The organism is Halopenitus malekzadehii, assembly GCF_900108505.1.
Taxonomy (GTDB): domain Archaea; phylum Halobacteriota; class Halobacteria; order Halobacteriales; family Haloferacaceae; genus Halopenitus; species Halopenitus malekzadehii.
In genome coordinates, this window is sequence record NZ_FNWU01000006.1 from 85,981 (window position 1) to 101,824 (window position 15,844).

General features: G+C 67.0%; 17 protein-coding genes, 1 tRNA gene and 1 pseudogene. 8 read left to right on the plus strand and 11 right to left on the minus strand.

All coding sequences use genetic code 11. The features are described from left to right. Positions 1-31: 31 nt before the first annotated feature. From BLW38_RS10710 to BLW38_RS10720, 3 genes are all read right to left on the minus strand, one after another. Positions 32-952 (minus strand): class 1 fructose-bisphosphatase, encoded by a 921-nt coding sequence (locus tag BLW38_RS10710; protein ID WP_092817240.1) that lies wholly within the window; start codon positions 950-952, stop codon positions 32-34. Further along, entirely contained in the window at positions 952-1,770 is an 819-nt protein-coding gene (locus BLW38_RS10715) for a class I fructose-bisphosphate aldolase (RefSeq protein ID WP_092817241.1), read from the minus strand. Before BLW38_RS10715 ends, BLW38_RS10710 begins: the two co-directional genes overlap by 1 nt. Before the next feature lie 174 nt (positions 1,771-1,944). Beyond that, the gene (locus tag BLW38_RS10720; RefSeq protein ID WP_092817242.1) at positions 1,945-2,652 is read right to left on the minus strand and encodes a DUF7409 domain-containing protein; all 708 of its coding nucleotides are present in this window, start codon (positions 2,650-2,652) and stop codon (positions 1,945-1,947) included. On the opposite strand from BLW38_RS10720, the gene BLW38_RS10725 reads away from it, so the two are divergent. Beyond that, positions 2,640-2,852 (plus strand): hypothetical protein, encoded by a 213-nt coding sequence (locus tag BLW38_RS10725; RefSeq protein ID WP_092817243.1) that lies wholly within the window; start codon positions 2,640-2,642, stop codon positions 2,850-2,852. The genes BLW38_RS10720 and BLW38_RS10725 overlap by 13 nt on opposite strands. A 30-nt stretch (positions 2,853-2,882) precedes the next feature. Here the strand turns inward: BLW38_RS10725 and BLW38_RS10730 are convergent, their stop codons facing one another. After that, on the minus strand, positions 2,883-3,557 hold the full coding sequence (locus tag BLW38_RS10730; RefSeq protein WP_092817244.1) for a phosphate ABC transporter permease: 675 nt from the start codon (positions 3,555-3,557) through the stop codon (positions 2,883-2,885). 96 nt (positions 3,558-3,653) lie between these two features. Then, positions 3,654-3,848, minus strand: a complete 195-nt coding sequence (locus BLW38_RS10735) for a DUF7501 family protein (protein ID WP_092817245.1) — start codon at positions 3,846-3,848, stop codon at positions 3,654-3,656. A 274-nt stretch (positions 3,849-4,122) separates the two neighbouring features. Between BLW38_RS10735 and BLW38_RS10740 the strand changes: the two genes are divergently transcribed. Beyond that, the gene (locus BLW38_RS10740) at positions 4,123-4,779 is read left to right on the plus strand and encodes a DUF6517 family protein (RefSeq protein WP_177167483.1); all 657 of its coding nucleotides are present in this window, start codon (positions 4,123-4,125) and stop codon (positions 4,777-4,779) included. A 96-nt stretch (positions 4,780-4,875) separates the two neighbouring features. Here BLW38_RS10740 and BLW38_RS10745 read toward each other — a convergent pair whose 3' ends face one another. Beyond that, positions 4,876-6,669, minus strand: coding sequence for a MutS-related protein (locus BLW38_RS10745; protein ID WP_092817246.1), 1,794 nt, complete (start codon positions 6,667-6,669; stop codon positions 4,876-4,878). Between the two features lie 191 nt (positions 6,670-6,860). Between BLW38_RS10745 and BLW38_RS10750 the strand changes: the two genes are divergently transcribed. After that, positions 6,861-7,157, plus strand: coding sequence for a PRC-barrel domain-containing protein (locus tag BLW38_RS10750; RefSeq protein ID WP_092817247.1), 297 nt, complete (start codon positions 6,861-6,863; stop codon positions 7,155-7,157). A 54-nt stretch (positions 7,158-7,211) separates the two neighbouring features. Here the strand turns inward: BLW38_RS10750 and BLW38_RS10755 are convergent, their stop codons facing one another. Next, positions 7,212-8,675: a DHH family phosphoesterase gene (locus BLW38_RS10755; RefSeq protein WP_092817248.1), complete on the minus strand. Its 1,464-nt coding sequence runs from the start codon at positions 8,673-8,675 to the stop codon at positions 7,212-7,214. A 197-nt stretch (positions 8,676-8,872) separates the two neighbouring features. Between BLW38_RS10755 and BLW38_RS10760 the strand changes: the two genes are divergently transcribed. Continuing rightward, a tRNA-Lys gene (locus BLW38_RS10760) sits at positions 8,873-8,946 on the plus strand. 170 nt (positions 8,947-9,116) lie between these two features. On the opposite strand, the gene BLW38_RS10765 is transcribed toward BLW38_RS10760, so the two are convergent. Together BLW38_RS10765 and BLW38_RS10770 are read right to left on the minus strand one after the other, a co-directional pair. Next, positions 9,117-10,454 (minus strand): MFS transporter, encoded by a 1,338-nt coding sequence (locus BLW38_RS10765; protein ID WP_092817249.1) that lies wholly within the window; start codon positions 10,452-10,454, stop codon positions 9,117-9,119. Positions 10,455-10,543: 89 nt separating this feature from the next. Continuing rightward, positions 10,544-11,191 carry a thioredoxin domain-containing protein gene (locus tag BLW38_RS10770; RefSeq protein ID WP_092817250.1) on the minus strand — a complete coding sequence of 216 codons (648 nt, stop codon included), beginning with the start codon at positions 11,189-11,191 and terminating at the stop codon, positions 10,544-10,546. A gap of 147 nt (positions 11,192-11,338) precedes the next feature. Between BLW38_RS10770 and BLW38_RS10775 the strand changes: the two genes are divergently transcribed. Beyond that, a complete protein-coding gene (locus tag BLW38_RS10775) occupies positions 11,339-12,040 on the plus strand; it encodes a TVP38/TMEM64 family protein (protein ID WP_092817251.1) in 702 nt (233 codons plus the stop codon). Positions 12,041-12,094: 54 nt separating this feature from the next. Here the strand turns inward: BLW38_RS10775 and BLW38_RS10780 are convergent, their stop codons facing one another. Both BLW38_RS10780 and BLW38_RS10785 read right to left on the minus strand, forming a co-directional pair. After that, positions 12,095-12,325, minus strand: coding sequence for a hypothetical protein (locus BLW38_RS10780; RefSeq protein WP_092817252.1), 231 nt, complete (start codon positions 12,323-12,325; stop codon positions 12,095-12,097). A gap of 117 nt (positions 12,326-12,442) precedes the next feature. Then, entirely contained in the window at positions 12,443-12,844 is a 402-nt protein-coding gene (locus BLW38_RS10785) for a CoA-binding protein (protein WP_092817260.1), read from the minus strand. 314 nt (positions 12,845-13,158) lie between these two features. Between BLW38_RS10785 and BLW38_RS10790 the strand changes: the two genes are divergently transcribed. The 3 genes and pseudogenes from BLW38_RS10790 to BLW38_RS10800 form a co-directional block, all read left to right on the plus strand. Beyond that, positions 13,159-14,262, plus strand: a complete 1,104-nt coding sequence (locus BLW38_RS10790) for a TAXI family TRAP transporter solute-binding subunit (RefSeq protein WP_092817253.1) — start codon at positions 13,159-13,161, stop codon at positions 14,260-14,262. 176 nt (positions 14,263-14,438) lie between these two features. Continuing rightward, positions 14,439-14,936 (plus strand): DUF1850 domain-containing protein, encoded by a 498-nt coding sequence (locus tag BLW38_RS10795; RefSeq protein WP_092817254.1) that lies wholly within the window; start codon positions 14,439-14,441, stop codon positions 14,934-14,936. After that, a pseudogene (locus BLW38_RS10800) lies at positions 14,933-15,844 on the plus strand (TRAP transporter permease); the annotation flags it as partial. The gene BLW38_RS10795 and the pseudogene BLW38_RS10800, both read left to right, overlap by 4 nt.

The window sequence follows — 15,844 nt, forward strand, 5'->3', positions numbered from 1 at the left end:
TCGCCAACACGGTCTCTACCCCTGCGCGTCCCTACGCCAACGCATCCTCAAGCCGGTCGATCAGGGACGTCGATCCGACGTGTAGCGGAACTCGCTGGTGGACTTTCTCGGGTGGGACGTCGAGAATGTCCTGTACCCCGTCGGAGGCGGCGCCGCCGGCCTGCTCGATGATGTAGGCGATCGGGTTGGCCTCGAACTGGAGCCGGAGCTTGCCGTTCGGGGCGTCCTCCAGGGCGGGATAGGCGAACACACCGCCGTAGGTGAGCACCTGGTTGACGTCGCCGACCATCGCGCCGCCGTAACGCAACTTGAGTTCCGATTCGATCTCGCGGGCGTATGACTCGAAGGCGGGCGGCCAGTCGGGAACCCGGCCGCCGAAGCCATAGACCGTGGGATCGTCCGGCAGCTCGATCGACTTCTCGACGACCGTCCGCGTCACGCCCGTGGTTTCGGCGTCGGAATCCGTCTCAACGACCTCCTCGCGGACCCCGTCCTCGGTTGCGACGATCATCGTCGTGATCGGTCCATAGAGGACGTAACCAGCGCCGACCAGATCCCGTCCCGATGCGGGGAGCGGAGCGTCGTAGACGCCGACGACGGTCCCCATCGCGTTGTTCGACCGGAGGTTCGAGGACCCATCAAGCGGGTCGATCGCGACCGCAAGCCCGTCGCCGACGTCCGCGGGCGATTCACGCTCCTCGCTCGCGAACTCGCCGACCCCCTCGACCGAGGCGATCCGATCGGCCAGCAGATCATCGGCGTAGACGTCCGCAGCCATCACGGTCTCGCCGGAGGGATTGTCCGCCCCACTCTCGACTCGTCGACCCGGCAGCGCACGACGGATCTCCGGGGCCGCGTCGGCGACGACGTCGAACACCGACTCGACCACGGCGGTCGGGTCACGATCGACGCCGGTGGTCTCGCGGTCGTCCGATCGCTCGGTGTCCGACATCACTCCGCCGCCGCGTCCGGATCCCCGCCGGCCTGTCGCAGCGCCTCGGCAGCCGACAGCTCCTCGAAGATGACGCCCTCGAGCGCGTCGAGAAGCTGGGTCGGGTTCTCACGCTGGAAGACGTTCCGGCCGACCGCGAGCCCCTTCGCGCCGGCGTCGATCGCCGACTCGACCGTCTCGAGGAACGAGCGGTCGTCGGTCTTCGAGCCGCCGGACATCACGACCTTCGTCGGGCCCGCCATCCGGACGGCCTCGGCCATCGCGTCGGCGGAACCGGGGTACTTCACCTTCGCGACGTCGGCGCCGAGTTCGAGGCCCTGGCGGGCTGCGTAGGCGATCGTGTCCGAACTCGTGTCGTTCTTCAGCCCCTGTCCGCGCGGATACGACCACATCACGACGCCCATATCGTGGTCGCGGGCGTCCTCCTGGGCGTCGCGGAACTCCTCGGCCATCTCGATCTCGTGGTTGGAGCCGCCATAGAGGGTGAACCCGATGGCGTCGGCGCCCAGATCGGCGGCGTACTCCACCGAGCAGTTGACCGCCGAGTCTGGCTCGCCCATCCAGAGGTTCGAGGTGCCGTTGAGCTTCAACAGGAGGGAGACGTCGGTCTCGTAGTAGGGATAATACGCCTCCGCGACGCCCTTCTGGACCGCGAGTGCGGTCACCGCGTCGTGAGTCGCAAGCTCGAAGACCCGTTCCGGGTCGGCGGTCTCCGGGTTCGGCTCGAAGTCGACCGGGCCGTGTTCGAGTCCGTGGTCGTACGCCAGGATGAGGATCTTCCCGTCTCGCGTGATGGCGTCGTCGGCGTGCTGGATCATCGTTTGTCGATCCGGCAACCGCCATCAAAAGCACTACGGTACCATCGCTGGCGGCGTGTCACGGGTGCTGGCGGCGCGTTGCCGTCGACGGCGGCGTCTCCGCGGCGCGTCGTGGGCCCGTGGACTGTGGACGGTGGGCTGTGAGTCCGGCGTCCGCACACCGCCCTCTCGGACTCAGTCGCTCGCCGAGCGTGCCGCCTCGTGCCATCCACTCACTCGATCGACGTCGACGTCCAGCACGTCCGCGACGTGGTCGGGGTCGGCGGTTGCGAGGCTTCGAATCGACGTGATCCCGGCCTCCGAGAGGAGGTTGGCACCGGAATCGTCGACCGCCTCGAGGTCGGTGACCGGCGTGGGCCGGGACCGCTCCTGCCAGGCGGCTTCCGCCGGGACGAACTCCGTGGACCGGTCGTCGAGGCCGGGCCAGTCGCCCGGAACCCAGTCACCGCTCCCGGAATCGGTCCCGGAGTCGTTTTCGGAAGTGACCGGGGGGTCGGCTCCGGAGTCGGACACGGGTTCGGTCGTCCGCTCCCGATCGTCGGCGTCCGATCCGGCGTCGTCGGCCCCCGATTCGTCGACCCAGTCGCCGGCGGAAGCGGCGATCCAGTCGGCCTCCGCGCGGCCGAGCCCGCGGATCTGTGTCGATCGACTCTCGAGGCCCTCACCGGCCTCGAAGGACCACGACAGCGAGTGCTCGCGGCGAATTTTGGCGGCGACGCCGGGGTTCACGCCGGTATCGACGAGCGACCGATAGGAAACGCGCTTTGCGGTGACGTCGGTCGCATCCACGCCGGCGGCCTCGAGCTCGGCTGCCGTCGCCGGGCCGATCCACCGGAGCTCGGTCAGGTCGGGGGTTGAATCATCCGACGATGTCTCGCTCACGAGCGGTCACCAGGTACCGGTCGTTCGTCGATCCGATACTTCAACGTTTCTCCGCGTGTCGGCTCGACGACCGATCGGACGTCGAGGGCGAACGCACGCGAGGACGGCGAGTTCCGGCGCGGTTCATCGGCGATGACGGCACGGCCGCGGGCGTCGTCATCCACGAGGAGTCGGACCCGTTCCTCGACCCGCTTCCCTGAGGGGCGCAGGCGTCCCGGTGAACCTCTCGATCACCCGCCGTGTTCACCGTCGCCGTCGTCGCTTGCGGTCCACCGGCGTGCACCCGGAAGCACCCCGATGATCGAGGTGACGTATCCGAACCGGAACAGCCCGAGTTGCGTGAGGACCCCGAGGATCAGAACCGCGAGGAAGGCCGGGGCCGTCGGGTCGAACAGCAACGGGTCGATCGCGATCGGGTCGGTTGCGGCCTCGAAATCGGCGATCGTCAGCGAGCGTGAGGCGAAGGCGGCGCCGATGAAGCCCGTCGAGAACACGAGGGTCGTCCGCGTGAGGACGAACCCGAGGAGGGCGCCGACGGCCATCCCCGCCAGCGTCGCCCCAACGAGCGGGAGCAGCCCCTCGACGTAGAACGGGCCGACCGCGAAGCGACCGAGAAAGGCGCCGACGATCGCGCCGATTCCGAGAACGGCCACCGAGAGCCCCGCGTACGCGAGGAACGCGCCAACCGCGCCGCCGATCGCGACCGCGCCCACGGAGAGGAGGCCGCCCTCGAGCGTCAAAACCCCGGCCAGGCTCGGCGCGAGGATGTATCCGACGCCGCCTCCGACGAGGAACCCCGTGAGCGTGACGGCGTACACCGACACCGCAGCCCCGACGAACGCCAACACCAGCCCGACGAGCACCAACGCGACGTCGATCCCTTCGAGAGCGGCAATATCGACCATATGTCCGATCCCGCGCGATGCCACTTAAAAACACACCGTCGCAAGTGACGGCGTCCGGAACGACGGCATCGTCGGCGATCGTCACCGGCTTCGCGGCTACCCGCTCCACTCGCCGCCGATGTCGCCGACGACGTTCTCCCGCCAGTCGTCGAACCCCGACTCACAGTCGTCGTTCTGCTGGATGTGGTCGATGAAGCCGGCGCCCGGGTCCGGCAGCGAGGCGCCACAGAAGGGACAGTCGGTCGGATCGGTCCAGGTCGGGTCCGGCGTCGTGGACGGTTGGGTCGACATATCCATCGTTACCCACCGGACCGACTTATAACTTGATTATAAGCTATATATTGGGCTATTTAGGAAATAAAACACACCTATATCGGGACAATATATTATGACCGTGTCCTTGTATCCGAATTAAAAATACGCATATGGATTTCTGTACCCCCTCCCCCCATTTCCATCGAGTCTCGTTCCCGGTCCGGTGGTCCGTGAGGACCGTATTTTCGATTCACTGATACGACGACACCGCGCCGGGTGGTTTATGTATGCACACCCGCAATCCGGACCTATGACTACGCGACGGTCGATCATCGGGGGGATCGGTGCCGCGACGATCGGATCGACGAGCGGTTGTCTCGGGTTTCTCACAGGATCGGAGCCGCTCGAGGAGAGCGCACGTCCGGCCCGTGTTCAGTCGAACGTCTCCGAGTCGACCGGGTACGAACTCCAGGGAATCGAGGAGCAAACGCTCGAGGAGACGTTCGAGATCGCCGGTCAGGAACGGACGGTGATCGCCACGAACGCCGTCGCGACGTACGAGAAAGCCCTCGAGATACCGCTTCTGGGAGAGGCGCGGACCGGTGTGTTCGCCGTCGTCTCGACGCCGGCCTTCGAGATCGCCGGCCAGTCACTCAACCCGGTCAGCAACTACGACGAGGCCGAACTCGTCGAGCTGGTCGCCTCCCAGTACGAGGGATTGCGCGTGGGCAGCCAGCGGGCACGGACCACGGCCACCACGCTCGGCAGCGACTACGAGGTCGCGATATTCGCCGGCACGGCAACCTTCCAGGGTCAGGAAGTCGACGTGAACGTCCACACCGGATCGCTGAGACACGAGGACGACTTCCTCATCCCGGTCGGTATCTACCCGCAGGAACGGGCCGATCGGGAGCGGGCGCACGTCGAGACCCTGCTCGACTCGCTCGAACACCCGGTCGACGCCTGATCCGGTTGGGCGTCGAGCCGGTATAGGGGATGGGCCGCCCGGCGATCGGCTCCACAACCGACGACCGGTTCTCTCAGCCGATTCTCTCCGGCCGATTCACTCCGGCGACCAGCGAACGTCCGAGAGCGTCCGCTGAACCGCCTCCTCACCGATCGACTCCGCGAGGCGCTCGAAGCCGCCGCGGACCGCCCGGTCGTCGGCGTTCGCGACGAGCCGCGAGACGATGAACTCCGGCGTCGACTTGCCGACGGTCCCGAACCGCGGCTGGTAGTCCACCTGCAGGGCGAGATCCTGGGTGAGTCCCTCCGCGAAGATCCCGTCGATCCGCGCGCGCTCGGGCAACGGACTCAGGTCGTCCGCGAGGTGGGTGACGTAAACCCCGAGCGCGCCCCGATCGACGGTCAGGTCGACGAGCCCGTTCAACAGGTCGGCCGCCCGCCCGGGTTCGGTGATCGCCTCGAACTCGTCGACGAGCATCAGGGTCCGTCCCGACTCGACCAGCGGCGGCACGACCGACTTGAGCGTCGACTCGAGCACGCCGGCGTTGAAGGAGGCGTGGCGCCGGTGAAAGACGATCCGGTCGAATCGACCGACTTCGGCGTGCTCGGCCGGAACGGGAAGCCCCATCGCGGCGAGTAGCGCGACCGCACACAGCGTCTCCAGCAGCGTCGTCTTCCCGCCGGAGTTGGCGCCGGTGAGAACCGTCACGCGGTCGCCCGTCGGCGGCACCGTCGAGGGCGATTCGGCCGATTCTGACTCGATCGAGTGGTCTCCGACCCCGTAGGTCACCGGTTCGACGGGTCCCTCGATGAAGCGGTTTCGTGCGCGAAACACCGCCAGCCCGTCATCGACGAGTTCGGGACGTCGAAGGTCCTCCTCGGCCGCGAACCGTCCCAGCGAGAGCAGGAAGGCCACCTCCGAAACGACCTCGACCGCGGTCTCGACGTCGCCGTCCGCCCCGTGGATCCGGTCACGGAGATCGGCGGCAACGGTTGCCTCGCGCTCGGCGACCTCCTCGGCGGCCTCCTCGTGCAGCGTCCGCAGCGTCTCCGAGACGAAGTCGGCCGCGTCCACCGCGTCCTCGGGGGCGGCGGCCCGTATTCGCCCGGGGTCGATGGACGTCCGCGTCGCCACGTGGTCGATCACGCCGCCTTTGAACGACTCGAAGTCGCGGACCGACCCGTCCCGGACGTCGTCGATCACGTCGAACGCGGACGACTCGAGTTCCGCCGCCGCGGCGAGCTGGTCACGCAACCGGTCGAGCTCCGCGTCGGCGCCCTCGAGGACGTCGACTTCGGCCTCGTCCGCTCGGTCGTCCTCGCCCGGCGACTCCCGGAGATACCCCAACGCGCCGGCCGCGTCCCGGAGCGTTTTCGGGTCGAGATCGGAGAGCGGGGCGAACGGGTCGCCCGCGAGATCGACCTTCCGAAGCGTGATCGCCGTCTCCACGGCGGCCCGGTCGGAGCCGCCGGCCTCGTCGTAGGCCGCGAAGGCCTCCCGAACCCGTTCTCGGTCCGTCTCGGGAAGGCCGCCCCACGCGTCCCGCGCCGCGAGGACGTCCGTGAGGCGGTCCTCGATCCGGTCACGATCGGCAAGCGGGGTGAGCACGCGGATCCGGTCGGCGGCGTGCTCGGTGAGCGCGTAGCTGGCGGCACGTGTGAGGAGATCGTCGTAGACCGATCGCGTATCGCCGGTCGCGAGCACGTCCATCTCCGCATCGCCGGCTGCACGGCGGAGGATCCGCGTCGCGCGGCCGCGCGGGATCCCCGCGTCGACGAGTGCGCGGACGTCCGCGGACTCGATCGCGTCGATGGCCGCCTCGGTGCCGAGCTCCGTCGTAAGCTGCTCGCTCGTCTTCGGGCCGACGCCCCAGTAGTCCGCCAGTCGCATACGCGTTCGTCTCGACGCGGCTGCTTGTGGCTTTCGCCGATCGCGGCGTCGTAAATCGTCGGCTGCCGCGTCGCCATCGGCCTCGCGATGGGCGCCAACGGACTCGCGATCGATCTCCCGACGGTGGCTCCGTCAGACGTCCGTCGGCCGGACAACCAACCCTTAATAGGTATGCTGGTAACCACGTGTGTATGGAACCAACGCCAGACGAGATCACGAGCCTCGTCGGTCGCGAGGTGTACTCGAACAACGGCGTCTTCGTCGGCGAAGTCGAGGACGTCCGGCTTGACCTCGACGCCGAGGCGGTCACGGGACTCGCGCTCGCGGAGCTGAACGGCGAGCTCTTCCGCTCGCGCGTCCAGCCCGGCCAGGGCGTCATCGTCCCGTACCGCTGGGTGCGTGCGGTCGGCGACGTCATCCTCATCAACGACGTGATCGAGCGGCTCGACGTCGATGGCGACGAGGACGCCGACGAAGCGGTCGCATAACCCCTTCGTTGGAACCCGCTCGTTGAACCCGCTTGGACGGCGGATCGGTCCGGACTAGGACCCGTTCGACGTCTCCGCGGAGCCTTCGACGCCCATCGAGTCGAAGAGCTTGCGACGGACCGCTTCCTCGGTGAGTTGCAACAGAGTGTCCCGATTCTCCTCGTTCGTCTCGATACCCGTGAAGATGCCCAGCGGGATCTCGACGGACCCCTGCGTTGAATGTCCGGCCGCCTCGCCCATATCCTCGAAGGCGTCCTGGAGGACGTTGCCGATGTTGATCCGGATGTCCTTCGAACGCGCCGCGAGGTAGATGTGTTCGTCGGCGACGCCCAGCACCGCGGTCGTCGTGATTCCCTCGAGGTTGAGCAGGTGTTGGGCCGCCTGCGAGAGGGCATCGCGATCGCGGATGAAGCCGGCACTCGAGAAGAGATGGCTGCCCTGCACCTGGCGGTTCTGGATCGCTTCCGCGAGCACGTCGAGCGTCTCCGGCGACATCGAGGGGGACTCGACCTGCTCGAGGGTGTCGTGGTTCGCGAACGGGTGGAGATAGGCCGCGGCGGTGAGGTCCGCCGGCGTCGTGTCGCGTTTGAAGTCGAGCGTCTCCGCCCGGATGCCGTACAGCAGGGCGGTCGCGACCGCCTCGGAGGGCGACAGGTCGAACTCCTGGAGGTATTTCGTGAGGATCGTCGACGTCGAGGAGACGTTGGTTCGGATGTCGACGAACCGGGCGTCGTACTCGCGATCGGACTCGAAGTGGTCGATGTACACGTCGACGTCCACGTCGAGGGTCACCTCCGGATCCCCGGATTTGGCGTGGTCCACGAGCGCGACGGTCTCGTAGTCGGCAAGCGGGGGCGCCTCCGCTCGGGAGCGTAACTCGATCCCGAGCAGGTTCACGAACGCCCGGTTCTCCTGGTGGCCGACCTCGCCCGGGTAGATGATGTGGGCCTCGACGTCGTACGACTCCGCGATCGCCTGCAGCGCGGTCGCGGAGGCGATCGAGTCGGGGTCGGGATTGTCGTGGGTGAGGATCGCCATCTCGCCGTCCGTCTCGGTGAGGATGTCGGCGAGCTGGCGAGCCATATACTCCAACTCGCCGGTCTCGAGCGACCGCAGCGCGGAGTCGGCGATCACCGTCGAGGGATTGATCACCACGTCCGCACCCAACTCGCGCAGCTCGTCCTCGCTGACGGGGTCGGAAGCCCGGACGACGACGTAGTGGTCGTCGCTGCGCTCTCGGAGCGCCGTCACCGCGTCCTTGTTCGCCTCGACGTCGGAGGCCAGGATGAGGACGATGTCCCGGTCGTCGACGACGTCGGCGACGCTCGGGTCGGCGATGTCCTGCACCTGGGCGTTGAGGTCCTGGTCGCGGAGCGCCTCGACGCGACTCTCGTCGCGGTCGAGAATCAACACGTCCTTGTCGCGCTCGGTCAGCGATTCGGCTACCGCGTGGCCGACGCTTCCGCAGCCGAGGATCGCGTATCGCGTCCGTGCCGTTCCGCCACGCCCGGTACTCATTGGTACGCAGGTTCCGGCGGCCCGACACTTAACAGGCGCGCTTGCCTCCCTCGGTATCATCGCCGATACCCGGTCGGTTCCTCGATCGATGCGACGGCGGTCGTCGGTTCGATCGGAGTCCCCCGATGCCGTCGGGGCCGTGGCCCACGAGGGCAAGACGAAAGTCCTTTTATGATGACCCGGATAGGTGCTCGTGAGGGCCGGTAGCTCAGTTAGGGAGAGCGACGGACTCTTAATCCGTCGGTCGGGGGTTCAACTCCCTCCCGGCCCGTGCTACGAGACGGTGAGCAACGCGAACCGTCGAGTGAACCGTTCCCGGACGCCGTATCGATCCCTCCCTGCACTCACAGTCCGCGTGAGAGACACAGAGATAACACCCTCGGGTTGCTGACTGCTCGGCTGCTGGATTGCTGATTCGATCGACGGCACTGCAACCGGTGGCTACCCGACTGACTTGACCTCGCCGGTGATCGACCTGACTGCGGGAAACAGCGCGAGGGCGATCAGGATCTCCATCCCGCCGACGACGAGGAACGCCGTCAGGTAGTCGAACCCCTCGGTGACCGTTCCGCCGACGAGAAACCCCGTCAGAAAGCCCAGCGATCCGAACACGTTGAACAGTCCCATCGCCGCCCCGCGTTCGGCGACGCCGACCAGATCGGTCACGAGCGCCATCGTCGCCGGCGCGACCAGCGCGCCACAGACCCCGACGAGCACCATCAGCCCGGCGGCGATCGGGTACGTCGGTGCCAGGCCGACCGCGATGATGACGAACCCGTAGGCGACCGACCCGACGACGACCGGCAGAAACCGGCCGATCCGGTCCGAGAGCACACCCATCGGATACTGGAGGATGGCAAACGGGAGGAAGAACAGTGCCAGCGTCAGTCCCGCGCCGAACGCCGACAGCTCGAAGGCCCCCTCCTGGAAGTAGTAGACGCCCACGAGTGCGAAGAAGCCGGCGGTGAGCCGGTCGATGAACCCGAACGCGAACGGGACGAGCAGACCGGGGACCGAGCGGATCCGGGCCAGCACGTCCCTGAACCCCGGATCATCGGCCGGCGCGGGATCCGGCTCGTCGACCGTCGTGACTCCCCGATCGTCGGCCGCGTTCGGGTCGGCGTTGCCGGCGCGGTCGGTCACGGTCGCGGCGAGCAGCGCGGCGAGGAACAGCACCCCGGCGCTTGCGTAGATCGGGTAGAAGGGGTCGACGTCGGCGAGTCCGCCGCCGACGACCGACCCGAGGGCGGCCCCGAATCCGATCGCGACCCCGGCCGCGCCCATGTTCCGGCCGTGGCCGCCACCCAGGTCCATCAGCATCGTGATGCCGAGCGAGAACGCGCCGATCGTGAACGCGCCGCCGACGAGGCGGACGAGCAGCGCCGTCACGAAGTCGATCCCGAGCTGCGGCGCCAGCGCGAGCGTCAGATACGCGACGGCGCCGCCGAGCGCACCGACGACCACGAGCGACGCACGCCGACCGAGCGTGTCGCTGACCGCACCCCACACGCCGGCGAAGGCGACGAATGCGGCGAACTCGGCGGTTAGGAACCACATCCCACCGCTCACGCCGTTGATGCCCGCCGGCGCGCCGAGCGCGTCGACGATGGCGGGGACGCCGGGATAGACGAGGACCTGTGAGACCAACACGAGCCAGACGACCGCGGCAAGCCGGCGGCGATCGGGTCCGTGAGCCGAGGGACTGCGTGCGGGCGTCCGGTGGAGGGTGCCGGAAACGATCGATCGAAGCCGATCGACCGACCGGCCGAGACGACTCATAGATGATCGTTTGGGAGACGGGTGGAAAGACGCATCGGGTTGGGACGTGGCCGGGTACCGCGAGCGGTCGTCACCGTGTGTTCTCGGTCCTACCGTGCGTTCTCGATCGCGGTCGAAACGGCGTCAGCCGTCGGCTCAGCGACGGGGTCCCCGTTCACGAACACCGTCGGGGTGGCCTCGACGCCGCGGTCGATCCCGGTCCGCAGGTCGCTCGAGACGACCGTCTCGTACGTGCCGTGCTCTCCGTCACGGATCGCGGGACACGGATCGGCGCCGGCCTCCTCGGCGGCGTAGCCGACGACGTCCCAGGAGTATGACTCGTGGTGTTCGAAGGCCGTCTTGGCGAACGAGAAGAATGCCTCGTCGCCCAGCCGGTCCTGAACGCCGCGCGCGGCGCTTGCGACCCCTGGTGACCAGGTGTCGTCGACCGGGATCGGGAAGTCCCAATGCTCGTACCGGATGGTTCCTGGGTCGGCGTACTCCGACTCGATCGTCGGCGCCTCCTCCAGCTCCCAGGTCGCACAGTGGGGACACGCGAAGTCCTTGAAGACCGCGACGGTGACGTCGGCGTCCGGATCGCCCAGAACGGGACGCGGGAGCTCCGAAACCGTCGAACCGGGCGGACTCGTCTCACAGTCGTAGTCGGGGACGTCCGAACCGCCGCCGAGACAGCCCGCGACGCCGATCGTCGCGGCAGTCCCGACGGACGAGAGGACGGTACGGCGGGATGAACGCATACATCCGGATCGGTGGCGCGGACACTTATCGGCTCCGAGAACGATCGCGGAGGGCAGCCGTCCATCGATGGCGGACCGTCGATCATCGATGGGTACCGGTGACGCATCGACAACGTTCAAGTCGACCGATCACGTAGCCGACACTGAATGCAGATATTCTCCTCTCGGGCCGATCGATGGCGCGGTCTCGTCGGGCTGGCCCTCCTGCTCGTCACGTTCGGGGGCCTGTATCTGCTGGTGCAGCGATATGCACCGTTCGTCTTCGACGCCGAGGAGCTGCGCGTCTGGATCGCCCAGTTCGGGGTGTTCGCCCCGATCGTGTTCGTCCTCATCCAGGCCACCCAGGTCGTCGTGGCGCCGATCCCGGGACAGGTCGTCGCGCTCGTGTCGGGATACCTGTTCGGGTCGGTGCCGGGGACCGTCTACAGCCTGACGGGCGTCCTCATCGGCAGCGCGGTCGCCTTCTCGCTCGCGAAGCGGTTCGGTCGATCGCTCGTCGAGGACCTCCTTCACGAGGACGTGATCGACCGATTCGACGGGTTCGTGGAGCGCGTCGGGATCCCGGGGCTCCTCGTGTTCGTGTTGATCCCCGGCCTTCCCGACGACGCGATCTGTTTTCTCAGCGGTCTGACGACGTTGCGGCTACGGACGTTCATCGCGATCATCAGCGTCGGTCGGCTCCCCGCATACGTCCTCACCGTCTACGCCGGCGGCGAGTTCGCGGACGGTCAGATCGGAACGGGACTGCTTCTCATCGGGATCATCATCACGGCCTCGGTGGTCGGCTACTTCAAGCAGGACGCCATCCGCGAACTCCTCCAGCGGGCAGAGCCACGCCTGCCGTTCTGATGGGTTGGGTGGTGTCATTCCCCTTCCTCTCGCCGATGTCCTCGGGCCCCGGGATCACGTGTCGATATTCTTCGGAGACCCCGTCTCGTCCCTGACCACCCAATAGGTCGATCGGGACTCGATGAGCGCACCCCGGCGAACCCCTGCCTGCAACAGCTTGTTCGTCCGGTCGGGGTCGATCCCCTCGGCGGCGACGAGGTCGGCAAGCTCCGGAGCTGTACTGCCCGGTTGATCGGCGACGAGGCCGACGACCGTCTCGATGTCGCCGGCGTCGATGGGGGGCATACCGGTGCTACGGCGTCGAGGGGGTTGGGTCTGACGGCGTCGAGGGGTTATCTCCAATAGTGCCGACCGGGGCCAACCGGGGCCGAGTACCGACCGAGCGCCGTCCGTCCTCACGGGTCACCGCAGTCGCTCGTGTTCGACCTTCATACAGCGGTCCTGCACGACGGCGACCCCCGCAGCGGCGGCACGTTCGGCGGCGTCGTCGTTGCGGATCCCGAGCTGGAGCCAGAGGCCGTCGACGTCCCCGACGACCTCGCGCCGTTCGAGGACGTCGTCGACGACGCCGGGAACCGCCTCGCTGGGGCGAAACACGTCGACGACGTCGATCGTGATGTCCCGCGGAACCTCCGTCAGGGAGTCGTAGGCCGGTTCATCAAGGATCGTGTCAGCGCTGGGGTTCACCGGAACGATCCGGTAGCCGTTCTCCTGGAGGTACTTGGGTATCCGGTGGGCCGCCTTCTCGGGCGTGCGTGAACACCCCACGACGGCCACCGTTTCGGCGTCGAGCAGCGCGTCCATCCGTGTTTCGAGGGGCGCCGACGGGTCGGGGCCGGTTGCGTCGGGATCGGTTGAGTTGGAATCGGCCGTGTCGGGGTCGGTTGCGTCGGGGTCGGCCGTGTCGGAATCGTCCATATGACCAGTAAGCGATCCCGAACTAAAAACGGACGGGCAACCGGGAACCCGATGGTGACCGTCATAGCTACGGATTACCAAGACACATATTAACAATCGACTATATTTTCACCGAGTAACGAATCATCCGTCCGATGATTCGGCCCATATATAAGGGAATAAATAGATATATATGCTTCCATTGACTGGTTCATAGTGGTATGTCATCCAAACGAACACGACGTCGATTCCTCGAAGTAACGGGCGCGGCCGGCCTCGCCGGTCTCGCCGGCTGTAGCGGCAACGGGAACGGCGGCGGCAACGGGAACGGTGGCGGCAACGGGAACGGCGACGGCAACGGGAACGGCGACGGCAACGGGAACGGCGACGGCAACGGGAACGGTGGCGGCAACGGGAACGGTGGCGGCAACGGGAACGGTGGCGGCAACGGTGACGGTAACGGCGGAACCGAAAACCGCCTGAGCTGGCACGCCGGCGGTACGGGCGGGACCTACTACCCGCTCTCGAACGAGTTCAAGACGGTCGTCGAGGCCAACACGGACTTCTCGCTGAACGTCCAGTCCACGGGCGCAAGCGTGGAGAACGTCGGCAGCCTCGCGGACGGCTCCGCCGACTTCGCGCTCATCCAGAACGACATCGCCTCCTTCGCGAAGAACGGGACGGGCATCGACGCCTTCCAGGACAACCCGATCGAGAACCTCCAGGGCGTCGCAACGCTGTACCCGGAGACGATCACGCTCGTCACGCTGGCGGAGAACGACATCTCCACCGTCGGGGACCTCAGCGGCGCGACGATCAACACCGGCGACCTCGGATCGGGGACGCAGGTCAACGCGCTGCAGATCCTCGAGTCGCTGGGCATCGAGGACTTCACCGAGCAGAACGCCGGCTTCTCGCAGGCGTCCGAACAGCTGGCCAACGGCGACATCGACGCGGCCTTCGTCGTCGGCGGCTGGCCCGTCGGCGCCATCGAGGACCTCGCGAACACCAACGACATCGAGATCGTGTCCATCGCTGGCGAGAACCGCGAGACGGTGAAGGCGGACGCCTCCTGGTTCGCAAACGACACCATCCCCGCCGGCACCTACAGCGGCGTCGACGAGGACGTCGAGACCGTCGCCGTTCAGGCGATGATCGCGACGCATTCCGACGTGCCCGCCGACACCGTCGAAACGGTCACCGCGGCCATCTTCGACAACCTCGACGAGCTCTCGATCAAGACGGACTTCATCACCGCCGACAGCGCACAGGACGGGATGTCCATCGAACTGCACGACGGCGCGGCAGCGTACTTCGACGCGTAGACGACCCACGTAGACGTCAACGCGCACGCGGCGCAGACACGGGCTGAGGACACGACGGGGATGCGAACGCGACCCCGAGTCGGTCCGCCCTGTACCGCGTCGGTCCCGTGCCACCACGGGGCGGGACGCGTTTCAAAAGCGTTTCAAAGCTGATCCGTCGACTAACATCCGGAAATATGGGCCGCCTTTCTTCACTGACCGCCCGGACCGCGCTCAGTCTGGCGGTCGTCCTCGCGATCGTCGGCCTCGTGGCGAGCGCCCCCGTCGGAAGCGTGCTGGTCGTCGAGGACGTCCACACCGGCGAGCGCTACCTCACGGAGTCGGTCGGCGAGGGGAGCACGGTGGCCCTGGAGTACACCCACAGCGTCGAGAAGTCGCGCGTCTACGACGAGTACCGGGTGGACGGTGACACGCTCGTGAACACGCGGATGGAGTTCGAGTCCTACGGCTGGGGGCTCCCGTCCCGCGTCAACGTCACGACCGTCAACGGCACCCTCGTCTACGACCCCGACGAACCGATCACCGAGCTCGACAGCCTTTCCGTCTCGCCGGGCCGGATCGCCGACCACACGCTGATCGTCGACGGACGACGTCACGACCTCGTCGCGGCGACCCGAGGTAACGACGTCACCATCCACATCGAACACCGATCGCTTCTCGAGATGATCCTATGACCACGACCCACCGAACGGACGGCGGCATCGACGACCCGAACGACGGCGACTCCGGGGACTCAGCTGACGCGGCCGCGCCGGCGGCCGAGGAAGTCTCCCGTGAGGAGGCCGAGGAGCTGATCGAGGAGATCGAACGCCGCCGCTCGCTACAGGGGATCGCGGCGGTTGCGGTCGCCGCGATCGGGATCCTGTTTTCGATCTTCCAGTTGTATCTTGCCGCCCGGAGTTTTACGTTCACGATCTGGCTCCCGACCGTCGAGATCGGCGGGCTCTCGCTCGCGCCCATACAGGTCTCCTTACAGCTCCTCCAGGCGAACGCGATCCACGTGGCCTTCGCGCTCGTGCTCACGTTCCTGCTGTTCCCTGGGAGTATGGGTGACGGAATCGTATCGCGGAACCTCGGTCGGATCGTCCCGGCGATCGCGAACCGGCTCGGCGATCGGAACCCACTCACGCGGCTGTTCGCGAGGGGTCGATCGGCGGTCCGCTGGGCGTTCATCGACCCGGATCGCGACCGGGTGACGCCGTTCGATCTCGTCTGTATCGCCGCGGCGATCCTGTCGGCGATCTACTTCCTGACGGAGTTCGCTGAGATCCAGAACATGCGCGTCTTCGGGATCGATTCGGGACGTCCGGTCACCGAGGTGTACGCGTTCCTCCAGCCGATACTCGGCGGCGTCCCGTTCGTGAGTGAGTTCTCCTACGCGATGGCGCTCGGCGTGATCGGCGTCCTGCTCGTGCTCGAGGCCACCCGACGGACGCTGGGCCTCCCGTTGATGATCATCGTCGCCACGTTCATCGTCTACGCACGCTGGGGATACCTCATCAGCGGGAACACGCCGTTCCTCGGATTGCTCGCGATCCCGGAACTCACCTGGCCGGACATCGTTCAGAACCTCTGGTACAAC

Bases quoted from the DNA above. Each gene is read 5' to 3' on its own strand.
- BLW38_RS10750 (WP_092817247.1), top strand. From the start codon at position 6,861: ATGGAACCAACGCCAGACGAGATCACGAGCCTCGTCGGTCGCGAGGTG.
- BLW38_RS10780 (WP_092817252.1), bottom strand. From the start codon at position 12,325: ATGCCCCCCATCGACGCCGGCGACATCGAGACGGTCGTCGGCCTCGTC.
- BLW38_RS10715 (WP_092817241.1), bottom strand. From the start codon at position 1,770: ATGATCCAGCACGCCGACGACGCCATCACGCGAGACGGGAAGATCCTC.
- BLW38_RS10765 (WP_092817249.1), bottom strand. From the start codon at position 10,454: ATGAGTCGTCTCGGCCGGTCGGTCGATCGGCTTCGATCGATCGTTTCC.
- BLW38_RS10740 (WP_177167483.1), top strand. From the start codon at position 4,123: ATGACTACGCGACGGTCGATCATCGGGGGGATCGGTGCCGCGACGATC.
- BLW38_RS10725 (WP_092817243.1), top strand. From the start codon at position 2,640: ATGTCTCGCTCACGAGCGGTCACCAGGTACCGGTCGTTCGTCGATCCG.
- BLW38_RS10790 (WP_092817253.1), top strand. From the start codon at position 13,159: ATGTCATCCAAACGAACACGACGTCGATTCCTCGAAGTAACGGGCGCG.
- BLW38_RS10710 (WP_092817240.1), bottom strand. From the start codon at position 952: ATGTCGGACACCGAGCGATCGGACGACCGCGAGACCACCGGCGTCGAT.
- BLW38_RS10745 (WP_092817246.1), bottom strand. From the start codon at position 6,669: ATGCGACTGGCGGACTACTGGGGCGTCGGCCCGAAGACGAGCGAGCAG.
- BLW38_RS10770 (WP_092817250.1), bottom strand. From the start codon at position 11,191: ATGCGTTCATCCCGCCGTACCGTCCTCTCGTCCGTCGGGACTGCCGCG.
- BLW38_RS10785 (WP_092817260.1), bottom strand. From the start codon at position 12,844: ATGGACGCGCTGCTCGACGCCGAAACGGTGGCCGTCGTGGGGTGTTCA.
- BLW38_RS10730 (WP_092817244.1), bottom strand. From the start codon at position 3,557: ATGGTCGATATTGCCGCTCTCGAAGGGATCGACGTCGCGTTGGTGCTC.
- BLW38_RS10795 (WP_092817254.1), top strand. From the start codon at position 14,439: ATGGGCCGCCTTTCTTCACTGACCGCCCGGACCGCGCTCAGTCTGGCG.
- BLW38_RS10775 (WP_092817251.1), top strand. From the start codon at position 11,339: ATGCAGATATTCTCCTCTCGGGCCGATCGATGGCGCGGTCTCGTCGGG.
- BLW38_RS10755 (WP_092817248.1), bottom strand. From the start codon at position 8,675: ATGAGTACCGGGCGTGGCGGAACGGCACGGACGCGATACGCGATCCTC.
- BLW38_RS10735 (WP_092817245.1), bottom strand. From the start codon at position 3,848: ATGTCGACCCAACCGTCCACGACGCCGGACCCGACCTGGACCGATCCG.